This window comes from Rhizobium sp. B230/85 (assembly GCF_019355735.1).
Classification (GTDB): Bacteria; Pseudomonadota; Alphaproteobacteria; order Rhizobiales; family Rhizobiaceae; genus Rhizobium; species Rhizobium rhododendri.
The window spans coordinates 827,162-843,168 of sequence record NZ_CP072156.1; the positions used below are offsets into that span (position 1 = coordinate 827,162).

The 16,007-nt window shown below is 60.7% G+C and carries 10 protein-coding genes; all 10 read right to left on the bottom strand.

Annotated features, from left to right (window positions below; translation table 11 throughout):
• Positions 1–17: 17 nt before the first annotated feature.
• Positions 18–2,666 (bottom strand): malto-oligosyltrehalose synthase, encoded by a 2,649-nt coding sequence (treY, locus tag J5289_RS03905; protein ID WP_209206777.1) that lies wholly within the window; start codon positions 2,664–2,666, stop codon positions 18–20.
• A 202-nt stretch (positions 2,667–2,868) separates the two neighbouring features.
• Positions 2,869–3,342 (bottom strand): Crp/Fnr family transcriptional regulator, encoded by a 474-nt coding sequence (locus tag J5289_RS03910; protein WP_111216298.1) that lies wholly within the window; start codon positions 3,340–3,342, stop codon positions 2,869–2,871.
• A 36-nt stretch (positions 3,343–3,378) separates the two neighbouring features.
• Positions 3,379–6,096 carry an ABC transporter ATP-binding protein gene (locus J5289_RS03915; RefSeq protein ID WP_142823791.1) on the bottom strand — a complete coding sequence of 906 codons (2,718 nt, stop codon included), beginning with the start codon at positions 6,094–6,096 and terminating at the stop codon, positions 3,379–3,381.
• A 169-nt stretch (positions 6,097–6,265) separates the two neighbouring features.
• A complete protein-coding gene (locus J5289_RS03920) occupies positions 6,266–7,396 on the bottom strand; it encodes a glycosyltransferase family protein (protein ID WP_209182584.1) in 1,131 nt (376 codons plus the stop codon).
• Positions 7,393–8,658, bottom strand: coding sequence for a glycosyltransferase family 4 protein (locus J5289_RS03925; RefSeq protein WP_209182585.1), 1,266 nt, complete (start codon positions 8,656–8,658; stop codon positions 7,393–7,395). Before J5289_RS03925 ends, J5289_RS03920 begins: the two co-directional genes overlap by 4 nt.
• A 10-nt stretch (positions 8,659–8,668) precedes the next feature.
• Positions 8,669–9,883 (bottom strand): glycosyltransferase family protein, encoded by a 1,215-nt coding sequence (locus J5289_RS03930; protein ID WP_209182586.1) that lies wholly within the window; start codon positions 9,881–9,883, stop codon positions 8,669–8,671.
• Between the two features lie 99 nt (positions 9,884–9,982).
• Entirely contained in the window at positions 9,983–11,125 is a 1,143-nt protein-coding gene (locus tag J5289_RS03935) for an ABC transporter permease (RefSeq protein WP_161990930.1), read from the bottom strand.
• A 29-nt stretch (positions 11,126–11,154) separates the two neighbouring features.
• On the bottom strand, positions 11,155–12,153 hold the full coding sequence (locus tag J5289_RS03940) for an ABC transporter permease (RefSeq protein ID WP_142823796.1): 999 nt from the start codon (positions 12,151–12,153) through the stop codon (positions 11,155–11,157).
• The gene (locus J5289_RS03945) at positions 12,146–14,065 is read right to left on the bottom strand and encodes an ABC transporter substrate-binding protein (protein ID WP_209182587.1); all 1,920 of its coding nucleotides are present in this window, start codon (positions 14,063–14,065) and stop codon (positions 12,146–12,148) included. The genes J5289_RS03940 and J5289_RS03945 overlap by 8 nt, the downstream gene beginning before the upstream one ends.
• Positions 14,059–15,945, bottom strand: a complete 1,887-nt coding sequence (locus J5289_RS03950; RefSeq protein WP_209182588.1) for an ABC transporter ATP-binding protein — start codon at positions 15,943–15,945, stop codon at positions 14,059–14,061. The genes J5289_RS03945 and J5289_RS03950 overlap by 7 nt, the downstream gene beginning before the upstream one ends.
• Between the last annotated feature and the right edge of the window lie 62 nt (positions 15,946–16,007).

Here is a 16,007-nt window from a genome sequence, read left to right on the forward strand (position 1 = left end):
CCGCTCGCTCGCTGCGGCTACTCGGAGACGAGCAGCGCCACTGGTGAAGTGGCCAGCAGAGCTGCCAGTTTCAGCGGCTGGCCTGTCTCGTGGACCGTACCGTCGATGAAATTTCGCACTCTGCCGACAGCGCGCTCGGGCAAGGCGATCGCACTGTCTCGCCAGTAATCGCCGCACGGCCATTCGCTTTCGCCCAGTCCGAAAACAAGCCGAGGAGCAATGGCGACGACCATTTTGTTCTCGTGGCTGCGCAGGAATGCGATGGCGTTGGCGGCGCGTTCACCGGTGACGGCCAATGGCTGATAATCGCCTTTAGCAAACAGCGTTGGCTCTGCGTTGCGGAGCGCAAGGCCCTTCTGGACGAGGCGCTGCTTGAAGAGTCCCCGGGCAAGCGCGCTCTCATCGCGTATCTGGAGGGGCACGGCCAGGTCCTCACCCAGGCGTGCAAAGTCCGGCAGGCGGCGATTGTCGGGGTCGACGAGGCTGAGATCCAGTTGCTCTGCGCCCTGGTAAATGTCGGGTATGCCTGGAGCTGCCAGCTTGATGAGCGTCTGTGTCAGGCCGTTAAACAGGCCCGCCCGCACGAACGGCTGCAGCGTCTTGCGGAAGTCCTGCAGAAAAGCCGCATTGTCGCTTGCAAGCAGATTGGCCGCGAAAGCCTTTACGGCGTCCTCGTAGGCACCATCCTCCTCGCCCCAGTTGGTGCGCTGCTTGGCCTCGCGCAGCGCTTTCTCGACATAGGCAAGGAAACGGTCGGGCAAGTCGGCCGGAGCAGGCGCTTCGAGCGCGAGGTCGGCCGGCCAGGCACCGGCGAGTGCCTGATAGAGCATCCATTCGAGCCGTGGTTCCGGCGCGGCGCCACCCGGCAGGGAAGCGCCGGTGGCGGCATTGATCTTGCGCCAGCGCTCCACGCCATCCAGCCATGCCTCCGGCGCTTCGGTAAGCGCATAAAGCCTCGCCCGCCCGTCCTCGCCGCGTTTCGTGTCATGTGTCGATGTTGCGGAGAGGCCGGCCGGCTGCGTCTCCATCCGCTTGGCCATCTCATTGTGGAAGCGCTCGAGTGCAAATTCACTGGCGGCAGGTTCGCCGCCGACCTCGTTCAGGCCGATCAGGCGGTTATATCGATAGAACATCGTGTCTTCGATAGACTTCGCCGTCAAAGGCCCCGTCAATTGCTGGAAGCGCCGTCGGAATTCGAGCGCATCCGCCTTGGCCTCCGGTGGCACATTGCCTTGAAATACCTTGTCGACGAAGGACAACGCGGCGTGGTCCGGCTTTTCGGATGAGCCGCCCGCAGTTTCCACGATAGTCCTCCACATCGCGCCATCGGCCGCGTCGAGGGCGCCATCCGTCCCGTAGGTCCGATACACCGGGCAGGCGACAAGCAGAGACACCAGCGCCTGTTCCAGTGCCGCTTGCTCGGGCACGTCGCCATTGATCGTTCCGACACTCAGAGGCAGCTTCAGCAAATTGTTGGTTTCAACAGCGAAGTTTTTCCGGGCAAGCATCGCCTTGACAGCCAGCGCGCCCTCGGCAAATTCCGGCTCACCATCGGCAATTTCCCGATAGGTCTCGGTGATTGCCTTCATTCCAGACGTGTTCACCAGAACGTCGGGCAAGGTGGTGATAAATTCATAGCCTGTGGTTCCGGAGATCGGCCACGCCTCCGGCAGCGTCTCTCCTTCGGCGAGGATTTTCTCGACGACGATATAGGTATCCTCACCGACGGCACTCCGCAGACGCTCGAGATAGCCGGCCGGATCTGCCAGCCCGTCGATATGATCCAGCCGCAGTCCATCGACTGCACCGCTGCGCACCAGTTCGAGTGTCAATCGATGTGCATCGTCGAAAACAGCCGGGTCTTCGACGCGCAAGCCTACAAGGCCAGTCACCTCGAAAAAGCGACGATAGCTGAGCTCGCGCGGTGCGTCCTTCCAATAGATCAGCCGCCAGGGCTGCTCATCCAGCACGGCCTGAAGCGAAGCCGGGTCGCTGAACTTTTGCTCGAGCGCCTTGTTTATGTCTGCCGCCTCGCCAGAGAGCATGTCGCGCATGCTTTGGTGAAATTCCGTCTCCCGCCGTGGATCTGCATCAGACGCCAGAGTGCACATTGCAGCGACGACCGGGAGATCAAGTCGCGACAGCACGGCGGCATAGGTGCTCGGCGACAGTGGCAGCCGCTGCTCGTAGTAAGCAACAGTGAGCGTGCCGGCATCCGCGTCCATCGTCAGCTTCAGTTCGCCTGCCCCCAACGCATCCTGCAGCGGCTTTCCGAGGATAGGCAACGTCAGCTTTCGGCTCCAGTCGATGTCGAAATGCTGGCTGAAGGGGCTTTCCTCACCCCACTCGACGACGCTGCGCCACCACGAATTTTCCAGCGAGGCGGCCATATGGTTTGGAACGATGTCGACCAGCAGGCCGATGTCGGCTTCCCGAAGTGCCTCCGACAACTTGTCGAACCCCTCGCGGCCGCCAATCGCGGGATCGATCTCGTTGGTGTCGGTGACGTCGTAGCCGTGGGTGGAACCCTTGGTCGCGGTGAAGATCGGTGACGCGTAGAGGTGACTGATGCCCAATTGGCGAAGGTAAGGAACCATTTTCCGGGCATGGTCGAAAGTCATGCCGTCGCGAAACTGGATGCGGTAGGTAGAATTGGGCAAAGTCATGGGGATACCTGGCAGAGTGGGAAGGCCGTCGGGTAGCGTGGTCAGCAAGTTACGCTCCCAGGAGCCAATTTCAGGCCGCATGGAAACGAATTAACCGGCAACGCAATGCCCTTAGCCTCTCGGTGAAGCCTCGACCTGCAAACTTGCGGAAGCAAAATAAGTTCCGTCCACTGACGATGCGGGGTGGCGCAGGCGCCTCGGTCTAGTGGGTCGGTGCCGGTTGCAATGCCGGCTGGCTGCGCGCAGCAGTCAGTTCTGCGGTGGTGTGGTTGAGGCGGTCGGCTAGCACCCTCATGATATCCACGGCCATTTCGGGGAAGTCGGAGAGCAGCTTGAGGAAGTGCTCTTTGCTGATCCGCAGTGCCTCGACATTCGAGGTGGCCTTGACGGTCGCAGTACGGGAGACGTCGCAGAGGATGGCGATTTCTCCGACAATCGAATTGACATCGACATCGGCGACCTTGATCTCACCGGTCGGCGTATCGACCAGGATATCGGCGGTTCCTGCCAGCACGACATAGGCAGCGTCGCCAAGATCGCCCTGGTGGAAAAGTATTTGGCCAGCACGGTAGCTGACACGATCGGAGGTGAAGGCAAGCAGTTTCAGCTTCGCCGGCGCAATGCGTGCGAAAATCGGCACTCGCCGCAACATTTCGACTTCATCTCTTAACAGCATGCGCGTTCAACCCCGGGATCACCGCCGCCAGATAGCCTATAACGATAAAAGTTCTTTGAACATCCCGTCGTGCTGCAAAAGATCTTCGGTTGTGCCGCTTTCGGCCAGCGTGCCGCCCTGAAATACCAGGACGCGGTGGAACTGCTCCGCTAGCGCGACATTCGACAGAACCCAGATGATAGCCGGGTTGTGGTCGCTGTTTTCGATGTCGCGTAGAACGGTGCGGACGATCTGGTCCTGGATGCGATGGTCGAGCGCAACCAGCGGCCTGTTGAAGATCAGGTAGTCGGCGCGCTTCAGCAGCGCGCGGGCAAGGTTCAGCTTCTGGCGCTGGACGTTGGTCAGGCGCTTGCCGCCGGAGCCGACGTCGAAATCGAGGCCGATTGCCAATACGCTGTCCTGCAGGCCCAGCCTGTCGAAAAGATCGCGCATGATCACATGGATCTGCTCAGGCGCATCGGCCTGCTGGTGGGCGATACGCCCAAACAGCACGTTGTCCATCAATGTGGCCGAAGCCGTGAAGCGCTCGGGGTCATAGCGTTCGATGACAGCGTTCAGATCGGCCGGGATATGCTTGTGAAACTCCGTACGTGCCTCGACGATCTTGTTCATCAACTGCTTGGTGAGCAGACCGAAGCGGTGGCGTGGCTCGATGTAGGAGAAACTGAGACGAATGATCGATGCCCGCTCTTCGGGCGTCGCCGTCTCGAAGTTGCGGCCGCCCCGCTTCTGCAGCAGCGCCTGATAGTCGGGAATGTCGTCCGCCGTCATGAAGGTGAGCTGCTGGAAGAAAGGGTGGTCCGGCGGCAGGTCGTTGAACAACTCGACTGTATTTTCGGCGATCTCGATGCCCATGTCGTAGAGTTCGCTGTTCAGGCCGCTGTCCTGGAAGAGCTTGATGAAATAGGGATGTGCAGCGAGCTTCCTGTTGGTCATCAGCGGACGCTTAAGCGTGCCGAACAGCAGGTTTTCACCCACCGTCGCCTGCGTATTGTAGGCGGTGAATTCGAACGGCACGACCAGCCCGTCGAGATCCTGCTCCTTCAGCCGCTCGATCAGCGCATGGCGCAGTTCGACGATCCGTTCGGTCAGGTCCTTGTGCGTCTCAGTATCGACTGTGGAGCGCAGCGCCATGTCGAGAATATCCTGCGACATCAGCACCGAATCGAGCACTGGTCGGATGACGCTGTAAAGGTCGTCCGGCCCGGTCGCCCCGGCAGATGTGTAGTCGACCCAGTCGCTGTCGAGGCTGAGAGACGGGTTGCCGGCGCGTTTGGCCTCCGAAATCGCCCACTTGTTGCGCACCGCGGCCTCGCCCTCATAGGTGACGGTCGTCAGCGGGGCATGCTTCAAGCCGTAGAGAATGTTGTCGCGCAACGTTCCGTGGAAGAAGTAGGTGTCCGAGCCGGCATAGGCGATCCGTCGGCCGGTCACCGATTCCGGTAATTCCAGGATGTCGTGCCCATCGACGGTCACCTTGCCGCTGTCCGGCCAGACCAGCCGTCCGAAGGCCTCGGCCAGATACTCGCCCCCACTGCCGCTCTCGCCTACGATCGCCACGGTTTCACCGGGCTGGATCTCGAGCGAGACATGGTCGAGAACACGGGCGCCGCTGTCGTCGCTGATTGTCAGGTTGGTGGCGACAAGCGCATGCTCCAGCCGTGCCGGAGATTTGGGGTCCATGACCTGGATGCGCGGGTCGATCAGCCGGTCAACGCTGAATTGCTCGACCACCTGATTGTATTTTACCTGGACATCCTGACGCGACTGGTCCCAGTCGATCAGTTCCTTGAGCGGTCCCGGCAGATCCTTGTAGGCGTTGATGACCGCGACCAGCTGGCCGATGTCCAGGCGCCCCTGCAAGGCGAGAAACCCGCCGATCGAATAGAACAGGAACGGCGTGACCTGGGCCAGGAAGTTGTTGATGAACTTGACAAGGAATTTCCACTGATAGAGGTCGTAGCGGATCGAGAAGATCAGCCCCAGCCGGGCAGCAATATCGGCCCGCTCGAAGTTGGACGTGTCGTTGCCATGGATGGTGCCGATGCCATCGACGATCTCGCCAACTCGGCCAGAAAGTTCGCGCGCCGTCAGTTGGCGCTGGCGGCCAAGCTCAAGCAGTCGCTTGCGCATGCGGGGAATAACGACCGCCTGCACCGCGACGATGCTGGCGGCGATCATACCGAGCCAGAAATTCTGCATGATGATGAAGATGAGAGCGGTGACCGCCTGCCCGCCGAGCAGCGCGGGCTGGACGAATGCGTCTCCGGTAAACCCGCCGAGAGGCTCCACCTCGTCCTTGATCATCGTCGCGATTTCAGCCGCCTTGACGCGCTTGAAATGCGAAGGCGGAAAGCGCAGCACCCGATCGACAAGCTCGAAGCGGATGCGACGCAGCATCCGCTCGCCAAGCCTACCCTTGTAGGTATTGATGTAGAGTTTGAAGAGGCCGTTCAGCACCACCAGGGCCAGAAACACCAGGCTGAGAGCGATCAGCATCTCGAAACGGTCGAGCTTCAGGCCTTTGAATACCTCGATATGGCCAACAAAGGGGATGTCGTAGGCGATATGCATGAAGGACTGCGTGGCGCCTTCGCCCTCGAAGCCCTTGCCCTGGATCGGGCCGTTGACGATCTGCTTTGGCAGGTCGAAGGACAGGAAGTAAGGCACCATGGACGCAGCAACGACGAGCAGGATCCATATCTGCTCGAGGCGCGTGTTCGACCAGATATATTTGGCGAGGCTTTTTTCCATTGCTTACCGCATGCTTCTAAATTCGGGGGTCGCCACGCTCGTCTTCCTCTCGCATGCCGCTTTTCCCTGTCGCTCGAAATGCGAAATGCCATGGCGGCGATCCATTCCGATTCCCCGCCTTCGAGCTTATATCACAACAGTCTGCAAAACGAGGTCAAAGCTGCAACGGTCAGGCAGCATCTTGAACGATAACGGCCGTCTTTTCGGCGCCATCCAGGTCGATAGAATGCGAAGCCGGCTTTGGTTTCTGCAGTGCTGTTGCAACTGACTGTTCCAGCATCTCGGCCGTAAGCCCTGCCTCCGGCAAAGCTGTCGCCAGACCGAGTGCTTCCAGCCGTTCGGCGCGGACGGATTGCTCCGTTTCACCACCGGCGGTGAACGGTACGAGGATAGAGCGGCAGCCGGTCACGAGCAGGTCGCAGACCGTATTGTACCCCGCCTGCGAGATCGATAGCTCGGCCCCACGCAGCAGCGACGGGAAATCGCTGCGAAAACGAACCAGTTGCGTATTGGCCGGAGCTTCGTTCTGAAGGGCCATGAAGTCCGCCTCGGGCATGTTCGGCCCCGCGATCAGGCACCAGCGCCGGTCGGTCGCCACGCGTCTCGCCGCGTCGAGAGAGGCGCGGACGAGATCGCGCCCAACCGCGCCGCCGCCGGCGGACACGACGATATCGAACACCTCGGCCGGCTCCGGTGGCATCGCCGGTGCCACAAGTCCGGTGTAGCGTATCTTGCCAGCGATATCGGCGGCCAATGGAAACGTTTCCTCAAGACGTACGAAACGGGGGTCGCCATGGACCAGCACGCCGTCGAAATGGGCGTCGAGCGTGGCAACGGTTTCAGCGTCGCGCCCCGCCTTCTTCTGCTGCTGCAGGATGTCGCGCACCGAGGTGAAAAGCTTTGGCCGCGGCTTTGCCGTCTCGATGGCGTCGAGCAGCGGCAGCAATTCGAACCGCATTTGCCGACGGCCGAAGGGAAAGGCCTCGATGACGACGACGTCCGGTCGCGTCGCATGAAAGGTCGCAAGCAGCCGGTCGCGGCGGTCGTCCAGGAATGCCTGGTCAACCGGCGTGCCATCCTTGTGGGCAAGTCCTGAAAATCCCGATGTCGCAGCCACCACCGGAGGCAGGGCAATTGAGGTGACGTCGTCGCCCGGAAATCCAGCGACCGGCAAACCGCCGGTCACCAGCGTAACGCTGCAGCCGCGACGCGCGAGCGCGCTCGCAATGCGGCTTGCACGGGCGATATGGCCGATGCCGAGCAGATGCTGAACGTAGAAGAATACCTTTGGTCCACTCACGCCGATTGCTTCCGGTTGTCGTCTTTTTGCCATTCCTCTTCGAACAGCCGGCTGAGGTGTCGGATGCTGGAATGATAGTCGAAGTTCTCGCGCACCCGCCGCTCGGCAGCCAAACCCAGACGGTCGCGAAGGGCAGGGTCGCGGATTGCGGTTTCCAGAGCCCGGGCCAGGCCGGTTGGGTCTTCGGAAGACACCAGCAGCCCATTCTCGCCGTCGATCAAAAGTTCCGGAACGCCGGAAACCCGCGTCGAGATGCAGGCGAGACGCTGGCTGGAGGCCTCGACCAGCACGTTTGGCAGCCCATCGCGGTCGCCGTCGGCAGCAACGCGGCAGGCAAGCGCGAACACATCGGCACGTCGATAGTGTGCCAGCACCTCTTCCTGCGCCATCGCACCCTTCCAGATGATGCGGTCGGCAATACCGAGACTGTCCGCCAGTGCTTTCAGGTCAGCCAACCGGTCACCGCCGCCGATATGCTCGAAGCGCCAGTGGAGCGTCTCAGGCAACAGCGCCAGCGCCCGCAGCAGCACGTCGTAGCCCTTTTTCTCGACGGCGCGGCCGACGCTGAGCAGCAACACGGGTGCAGCGGGATCGCTGCCGTTGCGGTTGGAATGTTCAACTTCGGAAGGGCTGAAACGGGCGAGGTCGAGACCGTGGTAGCTTAGGTACACACGCTCCTTGAATGGCGTCAAAGTTCGCATGTGGTCAAAACCGCTATGGGTGCAGGTCACCGCCCATCGCGCCTGTCCGAGCTTTTCGGTCAGTTCCCAGTCGGGTGACGTCCAGATATCCTTGGCATGCGCAGAGCAGGTCCAGGGGGTGCCGGTGAGAATGCTTGCATAGGCGGTGACGGAGGCGGGGGTGTGAATGAAATGGGCATGCAGCCACTCGGCTCCGTCAGGCCATTCATGCGCCAGCACCATCGCCTGGCCGAGACGGCGAAATCGGTTGCGCGTCGGGTCACGCTTCAGGTCGGCCCAGAATTGGCGCAGCAGCTGCCGAAAGCCGGGTCGGTGCCTGACCGATAGTAGCGCCTTGACGACGCGCAACGGCTCTTCGTGCAGATATTCCGGCAGGTAGACGACACGCGCCTTGATCTCGTCGTGGACCGGGTGCCGCTTCTTGTCGGTGGGACGGCGCATCGAGATCAGCGTCAGGTCGAAGCCCGCCTGCTCCAGCCCAAGCAGCTCCTGGGCGATAAACGTTTCCGACAGCCGGGGATAGCCCTTGAGGACGACCAGTATTTTCTTTCGGATAGGCAATGGCTGCGCTCTACTCACCGACGACGGAAAGCGAGGGATAGCTCTCCCGCCCGTCGAGCCACTCGCCGACGATCTGCGAGATGTTGACGAGACCCTCGAGCCGCATGTTCTTCTCACCGCTCTTGGATGGAGGTGCACGATTGACCAGCTTCTTCAAGGCTGCCGATAACTGCAATGCGTCCTCGGACTCCTCGGGCAGCAGCATGTCGACCAGTCCCATTGCACTCGCCCGCTGGGCGCGGATCAGTTGTTCCTCGCGCGGCCGCGTCCGCGGGATGATAAGCGCCGGCTTGTCGAAAGACAGGATTTCGCAATAGGTGTTGTAGCCACCCATGGCGACCACGGCCGTCGCACCATCGATCAGTTCTTCCATGCGCTTGTCGAACTCGATCACCTCGAGACAGCTGATCTTGTTGGCACGCTCGACAAGTTCGGTCCGCTCACGGGCCGGCATGTAGGGTCCGAGCACGATCAGCGTCTTGTACTGCAGCGAGCGATCCTGTTCGTAGGCATTGACGATATCTCGCACGAGATCCGCGCCATCGCCGCCGCCGCCTGTTGTCACCAGAATGTAGTCCTCATCCGGCACGTGCTCGGATTTCTTGCCTTGCGGAACGCTGCGCTGCAGGAAGCCGACAAAGTCCATTTTCCGCCTTACGCCGGCGGGAACGTCGAGGCCGAGAAGCGGATCGTAGAAATCGGGCGGCCCGTAGACCCATACCCGGTCGTAGTACTGGTCGATCTTTTCCAGCATGTTGCTCTTCTTCCACTCGGCATCGAGCAGATGCGGTGCATCCATCACATCGCGCATGCCGAGCACCAGCGTCGTGCCGCGTGCCTTCAGGTATTGCAGCGTTTCCTCGACCTCGCCCTTGAGGCCGAGCGGTTCCTTGTCGACGATGAAGATGTCCGGCTGGAAGTTTTCGGCCGTCTGGCGGATGATCGCCTGGCGCATCTTCAGCGTGTCTTTCAGGTCGACGTCGCCGGCCATGGAGGTGTATTCGCCGTCCTTGAGCTTGATGACGCTCGGCACCTGGACGAAATCGACGCGGGCACGGTAGTCGAAGGCACCGGCGATGGTTGCGCCCGAAATAATGAGGACGTTCAGCCCGCGATAGTCGCCGACCAGCGAATGCGCGATCGTCCGGCAGCGGCGCAGGTGTCCGAGCCCGAACGTGTCATGGCTGTACATGAGTATGCGTGCATCTTCAACGCGCCGTTTCATGGGCAAAACCTCAAGTCCAAACGTCTTTCGCAGTTAGTTTGCAAGAGGGAGCCAATGCCGTCATGCGCCGTGCGCGCTGTTTTGCGTCCGCACCACACGCTATTTGTAGGGATCGGCAGCATCGCGCAAGCCATCTCCCAGAAAATTGAAGGCAAGTATCACAAGAATTACTGGAATCATCGGGAACAGAAGCCAAGGATAAAACGCGATAACGCTGACGCTTCGGGCCTCTGTCAGCAGGATACCCCAGCTGGTGATGGGGGGTCGCAGGCCAAGGCCCAGAAAGCTCAGCGCGGTTTCTCCGAGGATCATGCTCGGGATCGAAATCGTCGCGGTAGCGATCAGGTGCGACATGAAGCCCGGTACGAGATGGCGGCCGATGATGCGTCGCGATTTGGCGCCCATCAACTGTGCCGCCAGCACATAATCCTCTTCGCGCAAGGACAGGAGTTTTGAGCGGACGGCGCGCGCAAGCCCGGTCCAGTCGAGAATGCCGAGAATGATGGTGATCCCGAAGTAGACCAGGATCGGGCTCCAGGTCACCGGCATGATCGCCGCCAGCGCCATCCACAGCGGCAGGCTCGGTAACGATTGCAGGACTTCGATAACCCGCTGCACAAGGAGATCGAACCAGCCACCGTGATAACCGGCAAGTCCGCCGAGCACGATGCCGAGGATGAAGCTGATGGATATGCCGATCAGGCCGATGGTGAGCGAAATGCGTGCACCGTAGATGATCCGCGAGAACACGTCCCGCCCGAGCCTGTCCGTTCCCAGCAGATACATCTGCCCGCCCACAGCCGGGCAGACCAGATGGATGTTGGAGGGAATGGCGCCCCAGAAATTATAGGCATCCCCACGGCAGAGGAAGCGGATCGGCTGCACGTCGTCAGGCTTGTCCGTATAGGACCTGCGCAGCGTCTCGATATCGAGCGACATGGTGCGACCGTAGACAAAAGGCGCCACGAGCTTTCCGTCATGGAAGATGTGGACCGCCTGGGGCGGTGCATGGATGAAGTCGACATTGCGTGTGTGTAGGCCGTAGGGCGCAATGAACTCGGCGATGATAACGACGCCGTAGAGGAAAAGCAGGAATATGCCGGAGGCGACAGCCACCCGGTGGCGCTTGAATTTCCACCACATAAGCTGCTTTTGCGACGCCATGTGATAGCGCGTCTGGCCGGCCGACATCGCCTCGAACTGCATCGGGTCGAATGGCGCTGTCGAGACGTAATGCTGCATCGGCGCCCCGGGTTCTGGCAAGGATGAGGTCAACGGATGCTCCTGCCCTGCAAGCGGATACGGGGGTCGAGAAAGCCAAGGGCTATGTCGGAAATCAGCACGCCGATGACATTGAGGACGGCGAGGAACATCAGGAACGATCCGGCAAGATACATGTCCTGGCTCTGCAACGCCTTGATCAGCATAGGCCCGGTGGTCTCCAGCGACAGCACGATCGCTGTTATTTCAGCGCCCGAGATGATCGACGGCAGGATCGAACCGATATCGGCGACGAAAAAGTTAAGAGCCATACGCAGCGGGTATTTGATCAGCGCACGCAGCGGGTGAAGACCCTTGGCCCGCGCCGTGATGACGTATTGCTTCTGCATCTCGTCAAGCAGGTTGGCGCGCAGCCTCCGGATCATGCCGGCGGTACCGGCCGTGCCGACGATGACGACGGGGATCCACAGATGCGAGAGGATGGAACTCGCCTTCTCCCAGCTCATCGGTTGGGATAGATATTTCTGATCCATAAGGTGGCCGATGGAGACGCCGAACCAGACATTGGCGAAATACATCAGGATGAGCGCCAGCATGAAGTTCGGAATGGCGATCCCGAGCAGCCCAAGAAACGTCAGGCTGTAGTCGCTCCAGCTGTACTGATGCGTCGCCGAATAGATGCCGATGGGAAACGCGATCAGCCATGTCAGCAGGATGGTGGTGAACGACACGAGGATGGTCAGCCAAAGTCGGTCGCCGACCACCTGAGAGACGGGTAGCTGATACTCGAAGGAGTAGCCAAAATTGCCGTGCAGCATGCCGGCCACCCAGTAGACATACTGGACCGCCACTGGCTTATCCAGGCCGTATTCCTTGCGAAGCTCCTGTATTTCCTGAAGGTTGGCGGTCTCGCCCTGGGCTTGCAGTTCGGCAATCTGGCTTTCGAAGAAGTCGCCCGGAGGCAGCTGGATGATGGTGAACACCAGCATCGAGATAACCAGCAGCGTCGGGACCATGACGGCAATACGCCAGACGATATATCTAAGCACCGGGACGGTCCTCCGTCAGCCAGAAGGTATCGGGCATATAGATGCCGAGGAAGCATGTCGGGTCAAAGCCGTAGAGTGCCTTTTCGGGCACGTTCTGCAGCCGCCTGGAGTGCAGGATGGGCTGCAGGGTGCCATTGATCAACCCGATCGAAAAGACCTGCTCGGTATAGATCGCCAGCATCTTTTGCCAGATTTCCGTCCGCTCCTCGAATGAGGCCGCGATACCCCATTGTGCCAGGAGCTCGTTCAACTGCGCAGCCTCGGGAACATCGGGGGCGACCCCCTGGCTTCCGCCGGACAGGTAATACATGCCCCAGAGCGGCCATTGAAGCTGGTCGTCCATCGTCGGTGCCAGTTCGCCGGGGTTCATGTCTGCCGTCGGTACGCCGTTGTCGAGCCCGTACCAGATGGACATCATGATGCGCCCGCCCATCGCCCGGCTGCGGAAGATGTCGCGCTGCGACGAGCGCGTGAAGGCCGCAATGCCGATCTTCCGCCAATGGTCGGTGACCAGCTCCATCACATCGGTGTCGAGCGTGCTTTCGCCCGCTGTCTCAACGGTGATTTCCATCGGCCGCCCGTCGGGCAGCAGGCGCAGGCCATCTGCGTTGCGCTTGTCGAGGCCAGCAGCATCGAGCAGGGCATTGGCCTGGGCCGGGTCATGGTTCACCCAGGCCTTGGCGTATTCCGGCTTGAAAAGCGGGCTTTCGGGCAGCACGGTGTCGGCACTTTCAGCACCGAGGCCATAGAAAGCCGCCATGTTGATCTCGTGACGGTCGATCGCCATGGACAGCGCCCGGCGTACCCTGACGTCGCGGAATACATCGCGCCAGACCTTGTCGGCACAATTGAGGTTCGGCAGCAGCGCCACGCGCGATCCGCGCGCCATTTTCCAGAGGTTGACCTTCACCGGGTAGCGCTTTTCGGCGTCTTTCAGGAACGCATAATCGTCGAAATCGATGCCGGTCGCCTGCAGGTCGCTTTCGCCGGCACCGGTTTTGGCGGCAATGATCGACGACGAACTGACGTTCAGAACGAAGCGATCGATATAGGGAAGCTGCCGCCCGTTCTCGTCGACGCGGTGAAAATACGGGTTGCGCTCGAAAACGAACTGCTCGGCCGGTGGCGCGGTGGTGTTATGCCAAGGATCCAGCACCGGCAGGGCCGGATTTTCCGGACGGTAGGCGCGACCCATCTTGATGTGCATCTCCTGCCACTTGCGCGCATGATTTTCCTTCATGAGCGAAGACAGCCTGATCTCGTCCTGATATTTCTTGTGGAACTGCTTCAGGTAGTGGGCAGGCCCGGCAAGCACCAGCGGCTGCGGGGCAGCAATGATCGGCAGAAAATTGGGGTTCGGTTTGTCCCAGGAGTAGCGCACAGTCAGGGAATCGATCACCTCGAACTTCGGCAGGCTGCCATGCGGCCTCAGTTCCAGAGCACCGCCGCCCGGAGTGAGCTGCTTGTTGAGGATGACGTCTTCCCACCAGTAGCGAAAATCGTCGACGGTGAACGGTGCGCCGTCCGACCATTTATGGCCGGGCCTGAGGTGGAACGTAAATACACGGTCGTCTTCGACGTCGTAGGATTCGAGGATGTCCGGCTGCATCTGCAACTTTTCGTCATAGCCGATCAGTCGCGCGTAGCCGTAGATCGTCATGAACCGGAGATCGCTCTGCCCACCGATGATGGTCCGCACCGAGCCGCCATATTGGCCGGGCTGGCGCCCCATCGCCTTCAGTTGGACAACCCGAGGGCGGTCCGGCAGGCGGTCGGCCATAGCTGGCATCTGGGCTGCATCGAGCCATGGCCGAAGATATTCCGGCTCGATATCGCGATCTGCAGCGCGCGCCGAAAACGTCGGCAGCATGGTCGAGGCGATTGCACCAAGGAACGTCCGACGGGTTACCACGTGCGCAATTCCTGGATGTTGGCGTCGCGATGGGCGCGAACGAAATGGCCATCGCCGAGATCTGCGTAGGCAAGTTCCTCGCCTTCGGCCTCGGCGAAGTTAGGCCCCCAGTCTCGCTTCGAGCTCGGGCCGACTGCTTGCAGCCCGGCAAAATCCAGAGGACGGTCGAGGTCGGGGAAGGGGACGGCGGAAAGCAGCGAACGTGTATAGGGATGCACCGGGTCGCGCAGGATGATGCCCCGGGGCGCGATCTCGACGATGCGTCCGCGATACATCACGGCAATGCGGTCGGCCATGTAGTCAACGACGGCGAGATTGTGCGAGATGAACAGGTATGTGAGCCCGAGTTCCTTCTGCAGGTCCTTCAACAGGTTGAGAATCTGCGCCTGCACGGAGACATCGAGCGCCGAGACCGGTTCGTCCAGGATCAGCAGCTTCGGACCGAGAGCCAGTGCCCGGGCGATGCCGATACGCTGGCGCTGCCCGCCGGAAAAGCTGTGTGGATAGCGGCTGAGGTAGCGTTCGTCCAGGCCGATGGCGCGCATAAGCGCCGAGACCTTCTGTTTGCGGTCTGCGCTGTCGCCGCGCCCATGTATCTCCAGAGGCTCGCTGAGAATATTGCGCACCGTCATGCGCGGCGAGAGCGACGAAACCGGATCTTGGAATACCATCTGGATGTTGGTGCGCATTTCCATCAACTCGTCGCCACTCGCCGACAGCACATCGACATCGCCGTGGCCGTCGTTGAAAACGACGGTACCGCTGTCCGGCTGGACGGCGCGCATCAATATCTTGCTGACCGTTGTCTTGCCGCAGCCGCTTTCGCCAACCAGTCCCAGGCATTCGCCCCGACGAATATCGAAGCTGACATTGTCGACAGCGCGCATCTCGGACCCGGTACCCCTGTCGAAAAGGCCGCGCCTTTTTGTTTTGTAAGTCTTGGCAAGATTGCGGACCGTCAGCAGCACTTCTGGTCCTGCCGGCTCGCTCTTGCGCTTTGCGGAGAATGTATCGATGTTGACAGGCACGTCGCGCAGCGATTTCAGCCGCTCGCCGGGCTTCATGTCAAAATGCGGTACGGCAGACATCAGTCCTTTCAGGTAGGGATGTTGCGGGTTCCTGAAGATTGTCTCTACGGGACCGGCCTCCATCACCTCGCCGTGGTAGATGACAACCACTTCGTCGGCCATGTTCGCGACCACGCCGAGATCGTGGGTGATCAGCAGCATCGCCATCTGCATCTTGCTTTGCAGATCGCGGAGCAGGGTGAGGATTTGCGCCTGGATGGTCACGTCGAGCGCCGTCGTCGGCTCGTCGGCGATCAGCAGCGCCGGGCTGCAGATCAGCGCCATGGCGATCATCGCTCGCTGGCGCATCCCACCGGAAAGCTCGAACGGATACATGTTGAAGGTACGCTTGGGGTCCTGAAAGCCCACGAGCTCCAGCATTTCCTCGGTCTTGAGGCGCTGTTCTTCTTTGGTCGCGGTGCTGTGTATCCGAAGCGCTTCGCTGATCTGGTTTCCAACCGTGTGAAGCGGGGACAGCGACGTCATCGGCTCCTGGAAAATGGTCGCCATCCTCCCGCCGCGAAGAGCCCGCATGGGGGCGCTGTCGCGCGACAGGCTCAAGATGTCGGTGGTGACGCCGTTTTTTGGGTCGGTGAACAAAATCCTGCCGGATGCAACAGCCGGAGTGGGCAGAATGCCCATGATTGCCTGGCTTATGATCGACTTTCCGGACCCGGATTCGCCGACCAGTGCGGTCACCTTGCCCGGTAGGATCCGAAGGCTGGCGCCTTTGACGACGGAGAGCTTGTCGCCGTAAAGCGAAAACGATACGTCGAGATTTTCGATACGCAGCAAGTCCGTCTCAGGCGCCATGCAAAAGAATTTCCCCGTATCACCTGTGACCCGCGCCGGCACACTAACGTAGGCTATAACGG

Bases quoted from the DNA above. Each gene is read 5' to 3' on its own strand.
- treY (WP_209206777.1), bottom strand. From the start codon at position 2,666: ATGACTTTGCCCAATTCTACCTACCGCATCCAGTTTCGCGACGGCATG.
- J5289_RS03910 (WP_111216298.1), bottom strand. From the start codon at position 3,342: ATGCTGTTAAGAGATGAAGTCGAAATGTTGCGGCGAGTGCCGATTTTC.
- J5289_RS03915 (WP_142823791.1), bottom strand. From the start codon at position 6,096: ATGGAAAAAAGCCTCGCCAAATATATCTGGTCGAACACGCGCCTCGAG.
- J5289_RS03930 (WP_209182586.1), bottom strand. From the start codon at position 9,883: ATGAAACGGCGCGTTGAAGATGCACGCATACTCATGTACAGCCATGAC.
- J5289_RS03935 (WP_161990930.1), bottom strand. From the start codon at position 11,125: ATGCAGCATTACGTCTCGACAGCGCCATTCGACCCGATGCAGTTCGAG.
- J5289_RS03950 (WP_209182588.1), bottom strand. From the start codon at position 15,945: ATGGCGCCTGAGACGGACTTGCTGCGTATCGAAAATCTCGACGTATCG.